The sequence below is a fragment of the Epilithonimonas sp. 33E genome, assembly GCF_059372615.1.
Window position 1 is genome coordinate 1400029 of record NZ_CM182009.1, and the last position, 22401, is coordinate 1422429.

The 22401-nt window shown below is 34.7% G+C and carries 25 protein-coding genes; all 25 read left to right on the plus strand.

Annotation, left to right across the window (positions count from 1 at the left end):
• The first annotated feature begins 18 nt into the window (after positions 1-18).
• The 25 genes from AC5P2S_RS06575 to traN all read left to right on the plus strand — a co-directional run bounded on the left by AC5P2S_RS06575 (position 19) and on the right by traN (position 22399).
• On the plus strand, positions 19-1092 hold the full coding sequence (locus AC5P2S_RS06575) for a DUF932 domain-containing protein (RefSeq protein WP_494556664.1): 1074 nt from the start codon (positions 19-21) through the stop codon (positions 1090-1092).
• A gap of 51 nt (positions 1093-1143) precedes the next feature.
• The gene (locus tag AC5P2S_RS06580) at positions 1144-1593 is read left to right on the plus strand and encodes a hypothetical protein (protein WP_494556665.1); all 450 of its coding nucleotides are present in this window, start codon (positions 1144-1146) and stop codon (positions 1591-1593) included.
• Complete coding sequence (locus AC5P2S_RS06585; protein ID WP_494556666.1) at positions 1574-2125, plus strand: PRTRC system protein E; 552 nt, start codon at positions 1574-1576, stop codon at positions 2123-2125. Before AC5P2S_RS06580 ends, AC5P2S_RS06585 begins: the two co-directional genes overlap by 20 nt.
• Positions 2126-2137: 12 nt before the next feature.
• Complete coding sequence (locus AC5P2S_RS06590) at positions 2138-2356, plus strand: PRTRC system protein C (RefSeq protein WP_494556667.1); 219 nt, start codon at positions 2138-2140, stop codon at positions 2354-2356.
• A gap of 54 nt (positions 2357-2410) precedes the next feature.
• Positions 2411-3565 carry a hypothetical protein gene (locus AC5P2S_RS06595; RefSeq protein WP_494556668.1) on the plus strand — a complete coding sequence of 385 codons (1155 nt, stop codon included), beginning with the start codon at positions 2411-2413 and terminating at the stop codon, positions 3563-3565.
• A gap of 17 nt (positions 3566-3582) precedes the next feature.
• Entirely contained in the window at positions 3583-4305 is a 723-nt protein-coding gene (locus tag AC5P2S_RS06600; protein WP_494556669.1) for a PRTRC system protein B, read from the plus strand.
• Positions 4302-5111, plus strand: a complete 810-nt coding sequence (locus AC5P2S_RS06605) for a PRTRC system ThiF family protein (protein ID WP_494556670.1) — start codon at positions 4302-4304, stop codon at positions 5109-5111. Before AC5P2S_RS06600 ends, AC5P2S_RS06605 begins: the two co-directional genes overlap by 4 nt.
• 1825 nt (positions 5112-6936) lie before the next feature.
• Positions 6937-8025 carry a phage tail-like protein gene (locus tag AC5P2S_RS06610; RefSeq protein ID WP_494556671.1) on the plus strand — a complete coding sequence of 363 codons (1089 nt, stop codon included), beginning with the start codon at positions 6937-6939 and terminating at the stop codon, positions 8023-8025.
• A 22-nt stretch (positions 8026-8047) separates the two neighbouring features.
• Positions 8048-8371 (plus strand): bacteriophage spanin2 family protein, encoded by a 324-nt coding sequence (locus tag AC5P2S_RS06615; RefSeq protein ID WP_494556672.1) that lies wholly within the window; start codon positions 8048-8050, stop codon positions 8369-8371.
• Positions 8371-8736, plus strand: a complete 366-nt coding sequence (locus AC5P2S_RS06620; protein WP_494556673.1) for a hypothetical protein — start codon at positions 8371-8373, stop codon at positions 8734-8736. Before AC5P2S_RS06615 ends, AC5P2S_RS06620 begins: the two co-directional genes overlap by 1 nt.
• On the plus strand, positions 8733-10196 hold the full coding sequence (locus AC5P2S_RS06625; RefSeq protein ID WP_494556674.1) for a relaxase/mobilization nuclease domain-containing protein: 1464 nt from the start codon (positions 8733-8735) through the stop codon (positions 10194-10196). Before AC5P2S_RS06620 ends, AC5P2S_RS06625 begins: the two co-directional genes overlap by 4 nt.
• A gap of 42 nt (positions 10197-10238) precedes the next feature.
• A complete protein-coding gene (locus tag AC5P2S_RS06630; RefSeq protein ID WP_494556675.1) occupies positions 10239-10889 on the plus strand; it encodes a ParA family protein in 651 nt (216 codons plus the stop codon).
• A gap of 27 nt (positions 10890-10916) precedes the next feature.
• Positions 10917-11465 carry a hypothetical protein gene (locus AC5P2S_RS06635; protein ID WP_494556676.1) on the plus strand — a complete coding sequence of 183 codons (549 nt, stop codon included), beginning with the start codon at positions 10917-10919 and terminating at the stop codon, positions 11463-11465.
• Between the two features lie 119 nt (positions 11466-11584).
• Positions 11585-11905, plus strand: a complete 321-nt coding sequence (locus AC5P2S_RS06640; protein WP_494556677.1) for a DUF4134 domain-containing protein — start codon at positions 11585-11587, stop codon at positions 11903-11905.
• A 1-nt stretch (position 11906) separates the two neighbouring features.
• On the plus strand, positions 11907-12221 hold the full coding sequence (locus AC5P2S_RS06645) for a DUF4133 domain-containing protein (protein WP_494556678.1): 315 nt from the start codon (positions 11907-11909) through the stop codon (positions 12219-12221).
• A complete protein-coding gene (locus AC5P2S_RS06650; protein WP_494556679.1) occupies positions 12193-15264 on the plus strand; it encodes a TraG family conjugative transposon ATPase in 3072 nt (1023 codons plus the stop codon). The genes AC5P2S_RS06645 and AC5P2S_RS06650 overlap by 29 nt, the downstream gene beginning before the upstream one ends.
• Positions 15251-15904, plus strand: a complete 654-nt coding sequence (locus AC5P2S_RS06655) for a hypothetical protein (protein WP_494556680.1) — start codon at positions 15251-15253, stop codon at positions 15902-15904. The genes AC5P2S_RS06650 and AC5P2S_RS06655 overlap by 14 nt, the downstream gene beginning before the upstream one ends.
• Before the next feature lie 10 nt (positions 15905-15914).
• Positions 15915-16595: a hypothetical protein gene (locus AC5P2S_RS06660; RefSeq protein ID WP_494556681.1), complete on the plus strand. Its 681-nt coding sequence runs from the start codon at positions 15915-15917 to the stop codon at positions 16593-16595.
• A 1-nt stretch (position 16596) separates the two neighbouring features.
• Complete coding sequence (locus tag AC5P2S_RS06665; RefSeq protein WP_494556682.1) at positions 16597-17262, plus strand: hypothetical protein; 666 nt, start codon at positions 16597-16599, stop codon at positions 17260-17262.
• Between the two features lie 4 nt (positions 17263-17266).
• Positions 17267-18097, plus strand: coding sequence for a hypothetical protein (locus AC5P2S_RS06670; protein ID WP_494556683.1), 831 nt, complete (start codon positions 17267-17269; stop codon positions 18095-18097).
• 1 nt (position 18098) lies between these two features.
• The gene (locus tag AC5P2S_RS06675) at positions 18099-19334 is read left to right on the plus strand and encodes a TraJ family protein (RefSeq protein WP_494556684.1); all 1236 of its coding nucleotides are present in this window, start codon (positions 18099-18101) and stop codon (positions 19332-19334) included.
• Positions 19335-19356: 22 nt separating this feature from the next.
• Complete coding sequence (gene traK / locus AC5P2S_RS06680) at positions 19357-19971, plus strand: conjugative transposon protein TraK (RefSeq protein WP_494556685.1); 615 nt, start codon at positions 19357-19359, stop codon at positions 19969-19971.
• Between the two features lies 1 nt (position 19972).
• Positions 19973-20326 (plus strand): hypothetical protein, encoded by a 354-nt coding sequence (locus AC5P2S_RS06685; RefSeq protein ID WP_494556686.1) that lies wholly within the window; start codon positions 19973-19975, stop codon positions 20324-20326.
• Positions 20316-21527: a conjugative transposon protein TraM gene (traM, locus tag AC5P2S_RS06690; protein ID WP_494556687.1), complete on the plus strand. Its 1212-nt coding sequence runs from the start codon at positions 20316-20318 to the stop codon at positions 21525-21527. The genes AC5P2S_RS06685 and traM overlap by 11 nt, the downstream gene beginning before the upstream one ends.
• Positions 21528-21532: 5 nt before the next feature.
• Positions 21533-22399 carry a conjugative transposon protein TraN gene (gene traN, locus AC5P2S_RS06695; RefSeq protein ID WP_494556688.1) on the plus strand — a complete coding sequence of 289 codons (867 nt, stop codon included), beginning with the start codon at positions 21533-21535 and terminating at the stop codon, positions 22397-22399.
• The last annotated feature ends 2 nt before the right edge of the window (positions 22400-22401 follow it).

The window sequence follows — 22401 nt, forward strand, 5'->3', positions numbered from 1 at the left end:
ATCTAAAAAACAAACAATATGTCGCATAATATCAATTTCAATCAGAGAACTGGAAACTATTCTTTCTTTAGTGTAAAACAAAAAGCGTGGCACGGCTTAGGGCAAATCGTTGAAGATTATCCAACAAGTGAAGAAGCCATTAAATATGCTGGTTTGGATTATGAGGTCGTAAAATCTCCCTTATTAACAAAAGCATCAAGCCTTATAGAAACTGAAGAGGGCATTGTAATTGGCTCAAATGATTTAGATGTTCCTAATTATTTTGCCAACATTCGGACAGATAACAATATAGTCTTAGGTGTTGTTGGTAAGGAATATCAAATTGTTCAGAATAAGGAAGCATTTAATTTCTTTGATTCTATCGTAGGCAGTAATAAAGGGATTAAATACGAAACCGCAGGAGCATTGGGGAACGGTGAGCGCGTCTTTATTACAGCAAAATTACCCGATTACATTAGAGTCGGAAGTGGGGATGATATAACCGAAAAATATATTTTTCTTACTACTTCACACGATGGAAGCGGAAGTATAACAGCCGCTTTTACACCTGTAAGAATTGTTTGTCAAAATACACTCAATGCTTCACTAAAGAATATGACCAATGTTGTAAGGATTAAACATACTTCTGGAGCAAAGCAACGTATCGAAACAGCTCATAAAGTGATGGGATTAGCTAATACACTCAGCAATAAATTGGAGGATGTTTTTAATGATTGGACTAAAGTTAAAGTATCAGATGATGAAGTGAAAAAACTGATTCAAATCTCACTTTGTCCGAATAAAAAAACTTTGGATTTTTTGAAGAAAGGCGAGGAAGATGAGATTTCTACAATGTTTAAAAATACTGTAGAAGATGCTTTTGCTTATGCTATGATGAGTGACACTCAACAAATGGAAACTACTAAAGGTAATTTGTTCGGAGCGTACAATGCTGTAACAGGTTATTTTCAAAATGTCCGAAAGTATAAAGACAACGAAGCAAAATTACAAAGTATTGTAATGGGAGGAACAGCACAATTAAAGTCTCAAAAAGCATTTGAACTATGCACAGCTTTTGCCAGAGAGGGTGCTGAAATATTTAATCTTAACTAATTAATTAAGGCTGACATTGTTGAAATGTCAGCTTTTTAAAAAATCTAAACAATGAAGAAATCTTTAAAACCCACAGAATATTTAATTATTAAAGCTATGAGCGAATGGGAAAGCTGTGATTTTGCATTGATTCATATCACAGAAGAATGGCGAAATATCGTAAAGACAAGGCTTGAGAGAGTCAAAGCCTTTGAAATGGACGAAGACTTGAAATGGTTGAATTATGCTGATACAAGCCACGATTTTTTTCAATTCTCAAACGAAAATTATCCCGAAGTACAAGAATGGCTTTTGGAAGAAGAAATGGTTTACTTGTCAATTTCAAAAGAAGAAATTGATAAATTCCAAAAACCCGATTACAAACTAAATTGTTATCAAATGCAGGTCTTTAAGGATGGTGATGCTATTTTCAATGCTTTTGGAAAAGATACTCAAGAGGAATTTTGGACAGTGCAGTTTTCTTTATCTAAACTTATCAATAATGAATTTTATGCAAACTAATTTTTTTAGACAATTAGTCAAATTAGGTTTAAGGGGTGATTTACAAATCACCCTTAGACGAAATAACAACGATAGCTTTGTTTTGTCGGTTTTGCTCAATAATGAAGAGTGTGGAGATGAAGCAAGAAAAATGATTCCTCCGCTTAACTTACGTGGTACTGCAGAAGAATTGGATAATGGTTTTTTTGAGAAAATTTCAGAGCCATTACAGTCAGCTTCGGGATTAATGGTAGATATGGAGAGTTTTATGAAACAACTTGAAGAAACTAAGAAGAAATCTGCAATGGAAAAAGAAAAGTCTGAAAAAGACAAAAAAGAAAAGGATGCTAAGCAAAAAAAATATTCCGATGCAATGCAAAAGGCAGAGGAACTCGAAAAGGAAGCGAAGTTTAAAGATGCGTGGTCAGCATTACCCAAAATAGCAGAGTTTCCACAGTATGCCGACAATATCAGTAAAAAACAGGAGGAGTATGAAAGACATTTTGCACCAAGTCTTTTTACTGATGCTTCTAAAGATAATGTACAATCTTAAATTTCCCAAACTATGCTATTAGCAACACATTTAGAAAGAGTTTTTCTTTTAATTGACAATAGTCGGGAAATCAAACTCACCGACCCCGAACCGAAGTGGAGCGTGGAAGCTGTAATGAGTTTTTATGCTAATACCTATCCAATACTAACCACTGCTAAAATATCAGCACCTCAAATCAAGGACGATACTGTACAATATAAATTTGAAAGTGTTGTAGGTACTAAAGGATAATCTATGTTGCAGTTGAAAGTTCTCAACTGCAACTTTTACAAACTAAAAAATCATATGAATGCAACAACAAACTATATTGGGAACAATAAGATTTCCCGAAGACAAAAATCAAAAGAAACTCTACAAACAGTTAGAAGAGTTCACGGATTGGATGAAACGCCCCAAAGATATGGGGGAAGTACGAAAAGACAAGCAGAAGTCCGTTCCCATTTCAATGCTTCCAATGCCTTTTTAAAATGTAATTTTCTTCCAAAGTTAGAAGAGACAAAAGAGGTCAGCAATCAATCTAATCCAAAAAAAATAGAAATTGATTTCTACAATTCTTTATCATTGTTAGCCGATCATTATAGCATCGCGCCAAAGCCAACTAAAGATTTTGTTTTTCCGTATAACATTGCGTTGGCTTTGGAAGATGTAAAAAAGCATTTAAAATCAAAGGTTAACGATTGGGAAGAAGTTCGATTAATTAAACATCAGTCTAAGACTTCTTTTGCAAGTGAAGAGCGTTACAATACTGGTACAACTTTATATTTTATTCCGGTAATTCCTTTATACCTCTTATCCAAAAATCCAAAAAGAAAGACAGCTTATCAACTCTTTTTATCGGTGTTTTCATATTTATATCATATTGCTGAAATCCCATACTACAGACAAAGCAACAGTTATCTGTATTGGATGTATGATATGGTGGGAGAGTGGTTGACTTCTGATGATAACGACGAAGAAAAATCCAAATATGTGAGCCAAGTAAGTCAAGCAGAATGGATTGGTGAAAAGATGGAACAAAGGATTTTCAATGATGAAAATTTGAAACGCTTTGAATTTCGATTGATGAATTTTAAAATTAGAGAACAATTTGACAAAGATTGTTTTGACTTGGCAACATCCTTTTTTTCTCTTTGGAAGCAGTACCCCAATGAAACGCCTTTCCGAAATGCACAACCTAATCAAGACATTGATGAAGAAGACGAAGAACGAAATGTAATCACAATGCATCAATACATTTCGTTTTGCGCAGATACAAAAGGCTCACTTTTTCAAATGTTGGAAGAAACTATTAATTGTGAATTTCAAGAATGTACAATTATGGAAGAACCCCATATTGTTAAACATTTTGACGGCAGAGAAATTTCTTCTAAAAGCCTTGATTTTGAAAATAAAATCTTTCCGCTTCTTGATGAACTTACTTTTTTACTTAACAGTTTATAATATTTAATAATTAGGAAATGAAAGATATTACTCAAAATTTTGGTCCGCTTTACTATCCTACATCTGCTTTGGTTTTTTATAAATCAAATGAAAGAAACCAAAATGTTTATGTTGAACATTTTGATATGGACATCAACGGAAATCCTATCAACGCTCACCCTTTGACTGTAAACGAATCTAAAAACTTATCCAAAGCCTTAACTCTTAATTTGAAAAAAGAAAAAAGTATGCAGTTTCTGAAACCTCAAGGTATTTTACCAACGAATGTTCTGCATTTGAATGTAGGCGAGAAAGCTTCCTTGATTTGGTTCACAAAGCAACGAAGACAGCAACTATACTTTATTAATAATCTTGAAATCCCCAATGGAACTGCAGAAGTGCCTGCCTTGGTTTGGTTTGCTAACAAAAAAAGTTTAAGATTATTTGCTGTAAAAATTAACAGTCGACCATCTGAAAACACATTATTGTTTAATGCGCCTTTTTTTAATGTTTATCAAAATGGAGTAGTATGTATGGGAACGGTGGATGTCAACATTAGAAAATCCGCTTCTTTGGAAGAGTTTATGAAATGTTGGGAAGATTATTTCTTTAATTCCTATTTCAGCCACCTAATGAATGGGCATAATTTAATTAATGGAAATTGTGTAAGCCTTTGGAAAAGTCTTATAAATACAGATAAGCAATTTCCAAAGAATGTTCTGAAAAAGACCAATCTTAAACTTATAGATTTGATAAAATGATTTTAGAAAAGATACAAAAAAGGGTTCATTTCACAGATAATGATTTGCTTTTCCCTACCAACCCTATTTTAATTAATGTAATCGGAGCAGGTGGTACGGGGTCAAAACTGATGTCTGCTTTGATGGAAATGAATCACAGTTTAGTGGAATTGGGACACGCAGGATTACAAGTGAGACTTTGGGATGATGATTTGATAACTGAAGCTAACTTAGGAAGACAGCGTTTTGCGGAATGTGAAGTCGGGCTTTACAAATCTGTAGCAATCATTAACAGAATTAACAGATGGGCGGGTACTAATTGGAAAGCCGAAACTAAGAAATTTAAATTGGATAGCTTTCAAAGCTTACCTAACAATGTAGGAGCAAGTATTTTTTTATCCTGCGTAGATAGTGTACAGGCAAGATTTGAAATTGCTGATATTTTACGCAGGTTGAATAATAAGCCTGGATATTCAAACAGACCTCGATATTGGATGGATTTTGGAAATAGTCAGCAAACCGGGCAGGTTATTTTATCTACTATAGGAACTATCAAGCAACCTAATTCAGAAAAATATGAAACGGTTGAATCATTACCATTTATAACCGATGAATTTGGAGAATTACTGAAGCAGTCGGAGCATCAAGATGATACCCCAAGTTGTAGTCTGGCAGAAGCTTTGGAAAAACAAGATTTGTTCATTAATTCAACTTTGGCGCAAATGGGATGTTCTCTTTTATGGGGTTTATTTCGGAATGGACTTACAGAAAACAGAGGTTTTTTTCTTAATCTTAAAAATTTTCAATCTCAAGCAATTAAGTTGTAGGTTTTTGCTGTCTGATGAAAATCGGACGGCAAAAATGCAATTCCTCCCTACGGTCGGAAACGCATTTTTGCATATTTTGAACAACCCAATTAATTAAACTTATTGTCTTTAACTTCAAAGTTTAATCAATATCGTTGTAAACGTTTTTTTAAATTGGCAAAGTAAGATACAATATGAAAGCAATCTTATTTTGTAAATCTCTTTCATTTTTTAATAGTACGAGGAAGAATTACTCTCAACACAATTTTAGTCTTTTGTTTTAAAAGTAAAATACTTAGATAAGCCAATCTCTATATTTTTGTTCTTGTATAATGAATACATAGCTATAACAAATATCATTACAATAATCAATAGTATTATTGCCAATAATATCCAAGGGCTGATATTTGAAACTTTTGTTATTATTTTCATAATTCCGCTGGTAGATATCTTTTCCATCTTTATAAATATTATGTTCCTGTAAAATTACTTTGCATTTTTTTTATTTCTATTTTGTCATTTATAGGCGAAAATAGAGGAATATCGCACATTTTATACTTGTTTAATTACCCGCTTTAAAAATGAAATAGTTAGGTATCTGTACTTCGACATTATTTTTGAGAAATAGTGCACCTAAAGTTGCAATCAATATCGCCAGTACAATGATGATAATTGTATTGGGACTGGGCTTAAAAAAATCAATTATTTTTTTCATATTTTATATTTTATTGTTTTGTTCTATAAATTCTGTTTGTCTAAAGATAAAATCAAAGAATTCCATCTTTTTTTTCCTATTTAGTCTATCATCTTTTGCTATTATTTCCAAAGGTAAGCTCCTACTGTACCTAACCTCTTTTTGCTTAATCTTCATAAAATTTGATCAAATAGAAATCGCAAATGTTTATTAGTTAGATCATTTATGTTTTCTTGTTTCTGTTTTGCATATTTAACTTCTAATTAAAAAATAATGTGTTACACGAAAACAGAAAATACTCTTGTCTTTTTTTAAAGATAAAATCGAAGATTTTCATCTTTAAAAAGTCTCATTTATTTATACTGGCAAAATTAAATTCAAACCTTAATTAAAGTTGTGACACAAGAAATAAGTGTTTAAAAATCCTATACACTTTAACATAAGGCACAAAAAAAAGCCCCTCGCTTAGCGAGAGACTTTGTCTTCGAAAACGAAGGTAAAGAAAAATTTAATAGAATGCAAAAGCATTGATTTTTAAATTAAAACTCTTATAACACTAATTAAACTTTCATTATGAGTTGTTTATGCTAATTGAAGAAGAAGTTCTTTAACTACCTGTATATTTTTTTTATTTGCTTTAGATATAAAATCAGAAGTTTAATTATATTCAAAAGCAGATCATTCTGAAATTGTATTTGCTTTTGTAATTCTTTAGCAAAAAGGTGAGCAAAAGAGAGCTAAGTCAAATCAATAGTTGAGTAAAATAGATAAAGCTTGAAATTACACCTGTGTAAATTACTTCATCATTGTGAAAAATGTTTTTTAATATCGGTCTAATAAAATTTATCCCTCTGAGAATTCAAAAGGATAATTTAGCAAGATGTGTCTTTGTATATACAAACTTTGCAAGTTTGATATCCAAAGACTGTCTTGCCTTTTTTCAAAAGGGGAAAAAACTGCGGAACTTGTTTTTTTATTATCCAACTAAGGAGTATTTCTAAATTATACCACTTTAACTTTTTTTAATCTTCCCAAATTTCATAAGATTCTTTATAGGTCTTCTTTAATCCATAGCCTTTGAATACTATTGTTTTGGAGGCTTTTTACACTCAACTTTGTCTCAGAAATTTTAATCAAACACTGATGAAAAAAATGAGTTATTTTTTATTGGTCTTGTCAATAACTTTGATTCAAGGTCAAGTAGGAATTAATACTGAAACTCCTCAAGCTACTCTTGAAGTTGTTGGAAAACCGGATGATATCAATCATTATGATGGGATAATTCCACCAAGGATTTCAGGTAATCAGCTTTCGGCTAAGGCTTACACTTTATCAAAGAAAGGTTCTTTTGTATATGTGACCGAGCCTTTTGATGGAATCATTAATAATACTCAGACTTCATTAATCACAAAGCAAGGATACTACTTCTTTGATGGTACGCTTTGGAAGTCTTTTACACAGGAAGACCCTCTTAACTCTGTTGTACTTAGAGGCAATTCCTCAACTGTTGAACTTGTGGTTAAAAATAACCTGCATCTAGATTTTGACCAAAAGGAAAATTATGTTCTTGGAAATTCCAGAAGTACAATATTAGGAGAATACAATTCTATTGTTGCTTCAGATACTAAGATTACTTCAGGAATAGGAAACTCTGTAAGTGCTTATGCAATGTCTCAAGGAACTGTTACGGGCAAACTGAATTATGCTGCAGGTGTTTCTGCATTAAATGGTATTGTTAACGGTACAATATCCGGAAGCAGAAATATTGGAATTGGTGCTGGCGCAATGTCCTACATAACTGCAGGTAATGATAATATCTCCATAGGTTACTTATCGGGTACAGGTAATCGAACAGGTTCTAATAACATTTTTATTGGAATAGGTGCAGGAGGTCCTGCTACAGGAAATAGAAGCATCAGTAATAAACTAGCTATACATTCAACCCCCGTTACAACAAGTTCAACCAACTTTTGGGATAGTATAACCAATAATTATACGGATTACAAGTTTGCTTTGATTTCGGGGGATTTTTCTGAAAGATGGCTAAACATTAATGGTAAATTAAGTGTAACACCTTCTCAAATGCCAAATGCTGACGGTGATTCATCTTACAATAAGAAAGTAGTTGCAAAGGAGGATGGTTCGTTTGGCTTTGCTAGTGAAACTGTACCGCAACCTCCAAGCACGGGGACATACATTTTAAAAAGTGTAAATGGCATAACAAGCTGGGTTGAGAATTGAATCTTTGATAAAGAATCTAACGATGAAAAAGACGTATTTAATTTTAAGTGCATTGGTGATAGGCTCAGTAATTTCTTGCAAATCAATAATTGCTAATCCGGGAAAGCCTTTAGATGATAATCTTTTGGATATTGGGAAGAAATACGAAATTCAAGATTATCAGGCTAAAGTTCATCAAGTAAAAATTACTTCAGTTGATAGCATCAATATCTATGGTATTTCAAAAAATGAAGAATACATAGTTATAAATAAAATGCAGATAAGAGAGGTAAAGCAGGTTAAAGTCGGGGCTTCAATTATTGTAGCTATTTCAGCACTTGCTGCTTTAATCTTTATTCCAATTTGATGGAAAAGAAATATTCAACTAAAGAAGAATTTATTGTTATCAGAATTCAAAAAAGTAGAAAAAACAAGTGGAGAAGTATATGTTCCGATAAGAAAATCTCTCTTAGTAGTTTGATAATTAATTCAGTTGAAAATAGATTGCAGGATAACGAGAGACGTGAAATTCTTGAATTTATAGAAAAGCAAGATAATGTTTTTATCAAAATTGAAACGAATATCAACCAAATTACAAAAATAGCTAATGCTCAAAAATTTATCAAAGCAAATGAGTTAGAGAAATTTTCAGAATTACTCGTAGAAATAGTTTCTCTTAAGCATAAACAAAATAAAATATTTGAAAACATCTATTCTTTGTTATCAAAATGATTGTCAAGATAATGGATTCGGCAGGTTCCGATTTTCCGGGAGTCAATTACAATGATAAAAAAATAGACAAGGGAAAGGGAGAGCTGATGATGATGAAAAACTTTCCCTCCTTCATCAATGAAAATAGCGATAGACAACAAGTAAGGGATTATTTGAAAGCTACTTCAGTAGGAAACAAGAAAGTTAAGAAGCCACAGTTTCACGCAACGATCTCAACAAAGTTCAGGGAACATTCCAAAGAAGAACTTGCCAAGATTGCCGAAGGCTTTATGGATGAGATGGGATATGGGAAACAGCCATTTGTCACGGTTTTCCACAATGATACAGAGAATAATCACATTCATATCGTTACGACCCGTGTGGATAAGCAGACAGGAAAAAAGATCAATGACAGCTATGAAAAATTGAAAGCTCAAAAAGCTTTGGCTGATACTCTGGAAAAACTCTACGGAATCAAATCAGAGGAAGTATTGAACAAGCTGTTAAATTACAAGATAAGCTCTCTTAATCAGTTAGAGATTCTGTTAAACAGAAGCGGTTTTAAGTTAGGCAAAAACACAAATGATGCAAAATCTTTGACCATTTTAAAAAACGGAGTAATCCAGAGAACATTATCAGGAGAGCAGCTTGTTTATGATAACAGAAAGAATGAAAGAAGAACAAAACAACTGAAAGCCATTTTTTCCAAGTATAAAGATATTTATTCCAACAAGGTTTTCAAAGTCGAGGATTTTAGAAAGCAGGAAGCGATGCTTCCCGAAGAAAAGCAAAAAGCTGATTGGACACCGAAAATTGATTTTGAAAGTGAACTTCAGAAAAAGCTGAGAGATGTCTTTGGGATTGACTTGGTTTTCCATCATAAAGATGAGTTTAAACCTTTTGGATTCACTGTGATTGACCATAAAACAGGTGCCGTTTTTAAAGGAAGTGAAGTGATGAAAATGAATGAGTTATTTGAGTTCACTTCGGAGACAATGGATAAAAGACTGTTTGAAAGTCTTAAAGATTATAATATTATAAACGATGAAACTAAAGTTATACTCCAAAGGTTTTTGAAAGATAGAATTCCAAAAAATGAAATCCAAGACTTTATGCTTTTTGAGAATAAAAAGCTGAAAAATAAGGAAACATTCACAGCTATCAGAAACGATGTAAATGAGTACGTGAAAACCCAAAATAATGAAGATGTCAGCATTGTAAAATCAGAAGATGGAAAACATTTCATCATTCATTCGAGACTTCATTACATCGGGGAACTGGAATCTATGATTGGCGAAAAGCAATATCAGGAATTCCTAAATCCTCAATTAGAAACCACGCAGGAAAATGGAAGTAAAGAAGGGAATGAATTGAAAAAAGCTGTTAATGAAATGTTTTTTGAACTGATGAAAAGTTCAGGCAATTCTAAAGACCCAGCAGAAAATGAATTAAAGAAGAGGAGGAAAAAGAAAGGTAGATAAGATGAGTAATGGGTTTCAAAAATCTGTAATCAATGTAAAATTATGATAATCACATTTGCCACACAGAAAGGAGGAACTGGTAAAACAACATTGGCTATAGCTTTTGCCAATTATGTTTCTGCTCATTCTAAAAGAAAGATCAACGTCTTCGATTTCGATTTTCAGAAGTCGTTTTACCACAAATGGAAAGAAGATGAATCGTTGGAAATTCCCAAACTATATGATGTAGAAATCATTGCTGAAGATAATGAGCAGCCCTTCTCGGACTTTGATAGTTTGATTGCATTGAAAGAAAGTGAAGAGATCAACATATTCGACCTTGCAGGAACATTGGATGTAAAGTATAGCGACCTACTTATTTACAGTGATTTTATTGTCATTCCCTTTGAATATTCCAATGTCTCAGCAAAATCAACTTTGGTCTTCATTAATTTTTTGGGCCTGTTGGAAAGTCAGGCAGAAAGGGTATTCATTCGCTCTAGATATGATAAAGGCTATGTATACCAAAATCAAGAAGGAATGGATGCCGAGATCAGCAGGTATGGATTGCTATTGAAGAGTCCTGTATTCAAAAGAAATTGTCTGCAAATTCTTGATACTAGGAAATTAACCAATCAACAGAAATATGCTGTGGAGAAATCATTCAACGAATTAATTGACCACATTAACAAATGCCTTGAAATTAAATTATAACGGATTACTATAAATTCATTACAAAATATGATTAAAATAATTACCTCTATCATAGCCATTTATCTGCTTTATTATGCAGGCAATGTATTGTATGACCTTTTTTTGAAAAAAGACAGTTCAAAAAAAACGGATGAAACTGAAGAGTATTCTTTAACGGAATTTTCAGAAGAGGACAAAAACGAAGTACATAGAATAGAGATCGATGATGTAGAAAGTATCAATACTCCTAATTCTTTCAACAAGAAAGAGCTATTTCCGGCTAATGAGGAAGAGCAGCAAGATGAAAGTCGTAACCTTGATTACATTCGAAAGAAGTTCGAGTCTGAGCAGGATATTGATGATTTTTATAACATTCCAGAAATACAAGAAAAGCCAAATGAAAAAGAACAAAAGGAAACTGTTTCACTTGATTCCCAACAGGAAGAGATTATTCAAGAGCAAGAAAAAAAAGAGATTCCATCCCCAAACCACGACGCCATACATAAACAGTTTAAAAACTTCTTAAATCTTGCTGAAACCAGCGTTCAGGTTCTTTCCGAGCGCAATGGCTATAAGGTCTATCAATCAATGATCTAAGAGCTTAATCAACACTTTTTACTACTAAAATGATCCGCCCATAAAAGGCGGATAGCACACCCCTTATGCCTAATTCTAAGCAAAATAAACACAATTCTAAACATAAATTCTTAATCATTATGAACCACAAATCGAAACATTACAAGCTGTTTAAAAAGTTATTAACTGCTTGTGTAATTCTCCTTGCTGTAACCCCTGCATTTGCACAGGGTGGAGCAACGGCAATCTCTAATGCAGCCAATGACATCAAAGACTATTGGGATCCAATCAAGCTTATCCTAAAAGCAGTTGGAGGATTGGTCGGTTTCATCGGCGGTCTCAGAGTGTACAACAAATGGACAAATGGCGATCAGGATGTCAACAAAGAAATCCTGGGCTACGGAGGTGCTATGATCTTCCTATTGGTAGTTCCGGAATTCGTAACAGCATTCTTTGCTTAATATGGGGTTCTATCTCTACAAGGGGCTTAAAAAACCCCTTGTTTTCTTCGGGCTTAAAGGCAAATACATCTTTTACGCAGTAGGCGTCATTGGAGTCGGTGTCATCGCAGCACTGATATTATCCAAATTCGGATTGCTGGGTTCTCTTTTAGGACTTGCAGTTACAGGAGGAGGCGTCTATTTCATCTTCAAAAGACAGGATAAATATGGTTTGTACGCTAAGACCAAAAACTTCAATCAGGTATTGATTTTCCCAAAAAAAATAAACAATAAAACACTTTTAGCTTATGTCCAAAATAAAGAAACAAGCATTTGATATTCCTTTTATCGGTTTTGATATTGGAAAAGATTTCGGGTGGGACTTTGATGTTTTATTTGGGCAATACGGAAATCCTATTATGGGAATCAAAATAAAAAATCCTGTTGAGCAGTATTCGGCAGATCCTGACAATTATCTGAATTTCCATACGATTTTAAATCAGGTTGTATCCATTATAGGAGAGGGGAGAATCGTTCAGAAACTCGATTTCTTTTCCAAGAAAAAATACACTGCTGAAGAGTCGAATCAATTTTTACAGCAGAAATACTCAGAACATTTTGAAGGGCGGCTTTTTAAAACCATTGAAACTGTTCTTCTTTTCACAGATATTGTGGATGATAAGCTGAAAAAGAAAATGAAGCACTATCATTTCTCTGATAAGAGTTATAAAGAGCTTCGTGATAAATGCCAAAAGGTATTTATGCTTTTAAAGCAGAATGATTGTGAACCACAGTTTTTGTTTGAAAAGGATTTTGAACATTACATATCCGGCGTATTGTCGATGCAGTTTTCAGATGTTCCCGTTTTTGATAACATCAAATCAACCAATGAATACCTGCAGATAGGAAATAAATTCGTTAAGAATATTTCCTATGTCGATGTTGAAAACATTGATCTTCCTTCTGAAATAGAGCCTTATTCCATACTTGGAGGAAATGGCGCAGCATCGGAAACGGCGGTCGATAATTTTACATTCATCAATGATTTGGAGGATTACGAAACCATCATTTACAATCAGGTAATTACGATTCCTCTTCAGGCACAACAGCAGAGAGAGCTCGACAAGAAAAAGAAAAAGCACGAAGGTGCAGCCAATAATTCTCCTTCCAATGCTATTATAGCGGAAGAAATCCAATCTCTTCTGCATAACATCGCTATTGATGGGCAATTGGTCGTCAATGCGCATTTTTCCCTGTTATTTTCAACTGACACTCTGGAAAAAATGGAGGGGATACAGTCCCTGATTGAAAACAAGCTGTTCACGAAAGGGATTATCGTTTCCAAGAATGCCTACAATCAGCTAGAGCTCTTCCGGTCAGCCATTCCAGGGAATGCCACAGAGCTCAGGGAATACGATCTATTTATGACGACAAGCGAAGCGGCCTTGTGTTTTTTTTTTAAAGAGAGTTACCCCGTGAATGAAGAATCCAATTTCTATCTGAGGTTTACGGACAGACAAGGAGTTCCATTGAAAGTAGATCCTGCTGACCTGCCTATGAAAATTGGCAGAATTAACAATCGAAACAAGTTTGTTCTTGGACCCAGCGGATCTGGAAAGAGTTTCTTAATGAACAATATTATTGAGCAGTATCTCACCTATAATTATGATGTTGTTATCGTCGATACCGGAGATTCCTATTCAGGAACCTGCAAATACAAAGGGGGAAGATACATTCAGTACACTGAAGAAAAGCCGATCACAATGAATCCTTTCCTGATGGATAAGAAAGAGTTCAATATCGAGAAAATAGAGTTTTTGACCAATCTGATCTTCCTTATCTGGCAAGGTCCTGATGCATCAATGACGTCAGCGCAGAAGTCGATTTTGGACAATGTACTGATGTCCTATTATCATCATTATTTCAATTCGGGAACTCAATGGTATGAGAATAAAACGTCAGAAGAATTAATTATTTATTTGATTAAATACAACATTCACGAAGAAGATATTTATGCTCAGTATGAGAATGAAGTTAATGAACAGCGGACTTACTACGATGTTTTAGGAATTGCTTTCAATGCAAGTTCTGAAGAAATCAAAGATGCAGGAAGAAGACTATTAAAATTCTATCATCCTGACAAGAATATCAATAATCCTGATTATGACAATGAAAAATTTTACACGGTCTATGAAGCTTATGAAACGTTGGGAGATGAAGAGAGAAGGAGAATTTACAATGAAACCCAATTGATTCTTATCAAATCCAATGAAATCATCAAAAAGGACAAAACAGAAGAAAACTGGAACGAATCGTTTAGAAAAGCCATCATTAAAAAAATTAAAGAACTTGAAGAGAAGTTAAATGCAAAAGAACTTTCCTTTAATGGTTTCTACGATTATTGTGACAAATTTCTTCCTCTTTATCTGAATAATAAGAAACACAGTATCACAGAAAGAGAATTCAACCTGAGAACTTTTCTATTTGTTCTGCGGGATTTCTATAAAGGAGGACGATATGGAACAACACTCAATGAATCTGCTGATAATACTTTGTTTGATGAATCATTTATCGTGTTTGAGATTGACAATGTAAAGGATAATCCCAAACTTTTTCCCATTGTGACCCTTATCATTATGGATACGTTCATTCAGAAAATGAGGCTTAGAAAAGACCGAAGAAAAGCTCTGATTATTGAAGAAGCGTGGAAAGCAATTGCAAGTAAGCTGATGGGAGGTTACATTTTGTATCTCTACAAAACAGTCAGGAAATTTTGGGGAGAAGCAGTGGTGGTAACGCAGGAACTGGATGACATCATTGGAAATGCAGTTGTAAAAGACTCCATTATAAACAATTCGGACACTTTCATTCTTCTTGATCAGACCAAATTCAAGGACAATTTCGATAGGATAGCCGCATTACTTTCATTGAATAAAGTCGAGCAGAACAAAATATTCACGATCAATAACCTCAATAACAAATTCGGAAGAAGCAGGTTCAAGGAATTTTATCTAAAGCGAGGTTCTAAAGGAGAAGTGTATGGTAATGAAGTTTCAATAGAGCAGTACTTGACCTATACGACAGAGAAACCCGAGAAATCGGCAGTAGAGTATTATGTGCAGGAATATGGAAGCTATGATGAAGCATTGATGAAGATTGTCTCTGATTTAAAAGTTTTTGGAGACAGTCTTGAAAATCTTGTTTCGCTGGTCAATTTGTATCAAAATCCTTTAGACCAAAAGATTGTGTCTTATTACCGCAGGATGAAAAATGAGAACAAAGGTAAAAATATTTTCAAGGTCATTTCACAGGAGCTCGAAGATCATCAAATCAGTTTTTCAGAATTAATCACTAAAAATTATCAATATGAAAAAGCTTAGTCTCCTATTTCTAGGATTCGGTAGTTTTTTATTCGCTCAGAATACCTACATCGATCCTACAGTAACGGCTGCAATGATATTGTATTCAGAAAATCTGAAAGCCAAGCAGAACGAGGTCATCGAAGAAACATCAAAATTAAAAGATGCTCAAACCTGGGTTGGAACCCAGATGGTAGCTGCCAATGATATTCAGAATAAAATATTAAAAGGTTTGAAGGAAGTTTCCGGAACACTACAAAATGGAATTCAGGTACAGCAGATCTACACTGAGCTGAACAAATGCTATGATTATTCTGCTCAGGTTGTTCAACTGGCTTCCCAACATCCACAGTATGCCATATTTGGAACTAAAGCTTCACAAAAAACCTATGAGCAAAGTTTGAAAATAGTAACGGATATCACTGATATTCTGGCATCGGGAGAATTGAATTTAGCTACTGCTGGAGACCGGTATAAAATCCTGCATAACATTTCCGGCAATGTGAAAAATCTAAAACTGTGGCTTTTGGCAATAAAGCTAAGACTTGAAAAAGCCAACCGATTGGGATTCTGGAATTCCATCAATCCTTTTGCGGGATACATCAATACCGATAAAGGTATTGTAGAAAATATAATGAACAAGTATAAGAGGAATTTTTAAAAATCAAGATATGAGAAAGATTTTTCTGATTCTAATTATTCCAATTTATATCGTGATGACTTCTTCAGGTGGCAGTTCTACACCTGCGTGGCAGCAGGAAAATGTTTCTTTTCCGATGATGGATCTGGAGATCAATGCTGCAATGAAGGAGCACGACCGACAAAAAGAAATGAGAAAGAAGCAGACTGTAAATGCTACTGTGGAAACAGTTAATCAATCACAATGGAAAGATTTCAAGGAGAAAATTACAAAAGTACAGGACAGGTTACGAATTGTATCATTTGCTGTTCAGGCAATACCCACAGGAATTGCTATGAGCAGAGAGATAACGAAGATTACAGATAATCAGACCGCGATTATCAATGAGATCAGCACTGCACCCTATTCAATCATAACCGTTCTGCCATCACAAGTACAGTTTGTTGATGACCTCCAAATGGTCACTCGGTTAGTAACTGGAATCATTCTGTCTTATGGAGCTATTAATCAGATGGAAAAATCGGAACGAAAAATTTTGCTGGATTATGCATTGGGAGAAGTCAAAGCAATCAGTAGAAATTCAACTCATATGCTTTTAAAAATAAGAGATATCAAAGCAAAGGTCTTACGGAACAAAAGAGCATTTCAGTATTACGTCAACAGGGATAAACAAGTTGTGGAAAGTATTATGAACAATATCAAATCTTTTTAAAATGAAGAAAATTTCAATACTTGGTAGCATTGTATTTTTAAGCGTTTTCGTTAAAAGCCAGCAGATTGTCATCAATGATAAACTACTGTCACAGATCACGCTCAATCACGGTGTTCGACTGGCAAGTGAACAGGCTTTTTTGGATTCTTACGAAAAACAAAAGGAGCTGTATGATGATATCAACAACAAGACAACTCAAATTATTGCGCTTCAGGAATACATCTACCAGCAACTTAAAAATGTCAATTCAGCACTTACACAAAGCAAAAAATTAATCTATCTGTATCAGTATTTAGGAAAGATAGTGACCAATTCAAATAAGATGCTGGATTTGTCATCACAGCATCCTGAATATGCAGTATTGGTGTCAAAATATTATACAGAAATAGGTAAACAGGTCATTAAACTCCAGCAGGAGGTTACCCAAGATGTCTTGAACGAAGACAAAGATTTCTTGATGGATGCGATGGACAGAGAAATGCTGATTGAGAAAGTATTTACAAGAGTTAGAAATATTAATGGGAATATCCTATACATCATTTTACGATTGGAGAATGCCAAGAAAATCCCATACCTGTTCCAAGTTCCTGTACTTAGAAATTACCTCAATGTCGATAAAGCCATCGTTGGAGAAATAATTCAAAAATACAAACACCTATTCAATTAGACTTATGAAAAATCTATTTAAAAAAGGAAAAATTTTCCTCTTCCTATTTGCTGTAATAAATGTTTTAGGTCAGGTCAGTGTAAAGAGATTGAATGACCCTGCTATAGTTGCACAGCACAAACGGATGACTTTTGAAAGCTGGGGAGACTGGCGACCTTATCCAAAATACTTTTTAGGTATTCAAACCAATTTTGCTTACGCTACGGTCTGGGGAATGTGGGCTCCTAAAATCAATAGGGATTATAAGGATGGGGATGATATAAGACCGCTGAAACCAACAGGCGAACAGAATCTACGATTTGCTCAGCTAAAATTTCAGGAAGAAGAAGCGAAGAAAATCAAAGCTGCTTCCGATACTATTTATAAGAGAAGCGTTCAGGATCTTGCTCATTGGACTTCTGCGACTGTCGATGCCGACCATCTCTGGCTTTTGTACTACAAGCGAATGCTGAAACCAATCACTGAATTTCCGGACACGCCACAGAATTTTATTGAATGGAGACTGAAAGATCAACAGACCTATGAAACGCTCAATACGACCGGTACATTAAAAAGACTGCAGGAAGAACTGGATCTCATTAAAGATAAGTACTCAATGTCCCGCTCTATGGATATGCCAAGGGGAAAGCGATTTGTAATGTATCACGAAACGCTTATCAAATGGAGAAAATTTGTTCAGGAATTAAGAAAGCATAATAACAAAACAACGCTCCTGCTGGATTACAAAAATATTCTGAATAGCCATTTGCCCACAGCTTTACCAACACAATGGACGCCTGCCTCAGATAAACAGATCGTTCAAAATGTAATGCAGCAATACAAACACAGATACTAAGATGAATAGAAAATTAACATACTTTTTTTGCCTTTTTGCAATAGGGTTGCCGATAATGGGCTTTGCCCAGACCGATAGTGATTACAGCAATCTATTACAGTTTTTAAAAGGTGATGGTGCTTTTGAAAAATGGTTTATGGAAGTCTTCACTAAACTGGACAACAGTGTACAGGACAGTGCACAAGGTTCAGCATTAGTAGGAAGAGCGATAGGTGGTTTAGGGGCATTGATGTATCTCGGATATATGGGATGGCAGATGGCAGCCGGAGATCGCGAATGGGAGATTACCCCAATGCTCAAACCTATTCTTATCGGGTTTACACTCATTTATTGGATGGGATTTGTCAATATGCTGCAAGCCCCGTTCGAAGCACTTGCAGAACCGGGAATAGCCATTTTTAGTGATATTGAATCAGAAGTAAATGACCTAAGAATTGAAAGGTTCAAGAAACAACAGCAATTATTGGATGCAGTCATTAAACTCAATGCCGAAGAAGATGCCAAGCAGGAGGTAATTAATAATACCAGCGAGGATGCTGATGATTCGTGGTTTGATATCAGCGAGGGTATAGACAAATTATTGCAGCCTATCAAGGAATGGCAGATCAGAATGGAATTCCAGCTGCAAAAAATAGTGGCAGAAGTTATTGAATTTATCTGTCTTTCTATTCTGAGAATATGTGTTTATCTCATTTTCTTTCTGCAAAAAATTTGGGCATATATATTAATCATTCTTGGTCCTATTGCTGTAGGAATGGCTTTGGTTCCAGGATTCGAAAGTTCCTTGTACAGCTGGGTTTCCAAATTTATCAACATCAATCTATACACGTTTGTCGCCTATACCATCATCAACATCGGACAACAACTGATTGCTTCAGGTTACACAATGGAAATCGAAAGATATGATACGCTTTTAACCAACGGAACCATTACCAATTTAGATGCATTGATGGTCTATGTTTCAAATTCAGGAATGATCTATAATCAGCTCTTTACCTGTGTGGCTTATATCGTTACGGGAATCGGAGTTCTGATGACCCCAACTATTGCTGATACGATTGTAACTGCAGGTGGAGCAGGAGCGATGACCAAAATGAAGAGTGCTGCAGGCAGAATTGCAAGTGGAGCAAAAACAGCGGTTTTGGCAGTTAAGACAGGCGGAGCATCAGCAGTAAAATCTGCCGCTTCAGCTTCTGCATCAGGAAAGGTAAATGATGCCATGAAAAATAAAAAGTAATCAGATTAAAAATATTTAAGGAATGCTTATAAAAAATATAGAACAGAGAATCAAGATCAATAAGGTAGTCTCATTGGGAGCTATTTCATTTGCAGTCTTTATCATCATTGCAGGTTTCTTCTTTGCTTACACAATGATTCAGGATTCGAGAAAGTCAATTTATATTCTGGATAATGGAGTTCCGGTTCTTGCCAAGCAGACCGATGTACTTCTGAATAGACCTGTAGAATATAAAGCACAGATTGAACTATTCCACAGACTATTTTTTACGCTCGCTCCTGATGATTCTTATATCAAAGAAAATATCCAAAAATCATTATACCTTATTGATGACAGTGGGAAAAAGGAATACACCAACCTGAGAGAAAAGGGATTTTATAATCAGATTGTTGCTTCAAGTTCAATGGTCAGTATCCACACGGACTCGATTACCCTGAATATGGAAAACAAGAAGTTCCAGTTTTTCGGAAAACAGATGATAACAAGAAAATCTTCTGTCATTACCCGAAAACTATTTACTGAAGGATTTTTTGATGACATCATAAGAAGCCCTAACAATCCTCACGGTGTACTTCTCAAAAACTGGCGAATCATCAACAACGAAGAATTGTCTAACCAAAATAAAAACTCATACTAAAATGAATGCTTTTGTTAAAAAAAATGGACAGAAATGGTTAGGCTGGGCAGTCAGAAATCCTAAGAAGTTTTTTATGTATTCAATGGCTTTCTTATCTGTTTCCTTCATTATATCCATTGTGCAAGGTGTCTTCTTTCCTTCAGATATGACATTCAAAATAAAGCCTCCTGTTATTTATTCCAAGAGTTCAGTCATTCAAAATACTTTACCCAATAATGACAAGGAAATGGAGAAAATAGTAGCTGAGCTCCAATCATTGAAAGTAAAAAGAGACAGACAGGACTTAAGAAAAGAAGACAGCCTGAGAATAGAATTTCTGTTTAACCAATACCAACACTTAAAAAATGGACATTAAGAAAATCAACTTTAAAGAAAAAAAATATGTTCTGCCTCTCCTTGCTCTGCCATTCATTTTACTGTTCGCGTATGTAGGAGCTCAGTTAACGACGGGTAATAAGCCAAAGGAAAAACCCAAAGAACTTTCCTTATCACTTGGGGAATCGCAGGATTCCATTATGACTAAAAATGATGCGTATGATGCATTCTTCAAAAAGGATGATAACAGAACAATGCTTGGAGGATTGGATAAGGAACAGGACAGCCTGCTTAGCTATGATGACCAATTGTCGTTAGCTCAGAAACGAAGGATCGATTCTTTAAAAGCTGTCAATTCAAGGCAGAGTCAATATCAGGCAAACGGAAATCCATCATCCTATTATAATCCTAAACAGGGTAAAGAAGATCAGGACTATAAAAGATCGACTGAGATTATTAAAATGCTAAATGACAAATCCTACGGAAAAGCAGAAGATAATATTCAGACTGAAAAGCATAAAACAAAAGAACAAAATACACAGCAAGATCCTGTAAAATATCTGAAACAGCAAATGCTTGTGATGGATTCTTTGGAGAAAGCAAGAGATCCTGAATATCAAAACAAGCTGATGGCTGAACAAAAGCTTAAAGCGAATAAAGAAAAAATGGAGGAGTTTCTTAATTCTACTTTCAATGTCAGCAAGTCAGGTATCAATAGCGACTTCAATGCCATTTATAAAGACAGGGAAAATGGTTTTATCAAGGCAGTAATCGATGAAAACAACAAAGGTTTTTTAGGAAGCAGAATCAGATTTCGATTGTTGGAAGACATTTTTGTTGGAAACAGGAAAATCAGTAAAGGTTCCATTTTGTATGGTCAAATTTCAGGATTTACAATGCAGCGAGTTGACCTGAAAATTATCTCAGTGTTTGCGAAAGGAGAGATTTTTCCAATTAACCTTTCGATTTACGATGTTGATGGAATGAAAGGTCTATATGTTCCCCAAAGTGTATTTAGGGATATGATCCGTGAAATGGGAAGCAACTCGGTTCAAGGAACCCAAATGGATATGGGAGGAGAAGGATTTTTTACCACCATCGGTTCCAAACTATTTACATCCACTTCAAAGTCGATCGCCAACCTGATTAAAACCAACAAAGCCAAGTTGAAATACAATTCTTATGTATTTCTGATTGACGAAAAACAATTGAAAGCTTCACAAAACCAAACAAAACCTTAATAGCGATGAAATCATTTTTATATACACTTTTATTATTTACAGCGACTTTTAAAGCACAAACAGCAACGAAAGAACAGATTATTTCTGACTTGCCTGAAATAGAAATTACCGAGGGGATTAACCTGCATATTATTTCTCCGGAACCTATCCAATATGTCGATTTATCAACTGAAAAACTGACCGGAGATTTACCGACGACCAATATAGCAAGAATCAAAATTACAGACAACCAGACATCTGAAGAAAAGGATAAAAAGAAGAAGTCCAGCATTTTTTTCAATGGAGATCAAGTTGGAGTTATTACTGTTGTGGGACAGTCTTTTATTGCACAGTACAAAGCGGTTTACAGAAATTCTGAAAACTTGAATACAATCACCAATATTCATATTCAGCCTGAAGCGATGCAGCCTATTGAATTTGACAAAATGGTCTTCTCTAATCTTGAACTCAGAAGATTTGCAATGGGAATCATTCAGAAAAAATCTGAAACCAACCCCATCAGAGAGGAGAAAAATCTTAAACTAAGTTTCCAGCTCAACAATGTCTATGTAATCAGCGATTATATTTTTCTTGATATGACCTTTAAAAATAATTCTAATCTGAGCTATGATATTGAGGCGTTAAAATTTTCCATAGAGGATAAAAAAATCCATAAGGCGACCAATAACCAAAGCATCGAGATGACTCCGCTTTTTCAGCTGAATCCCCAAAAACATTTCAAAAAGAATTTCAGAAACATTTATGTCTTCAAAAAGTTCACTTATCCGAATTCTAAGGTAATGATGATAAGATTAATTGAGGAACAGCTTTCGGGAAGAGCCATTGAAATGAAAGTCAATTATTCTGACATTCTTAAAGCAGACACTTTCTAGGC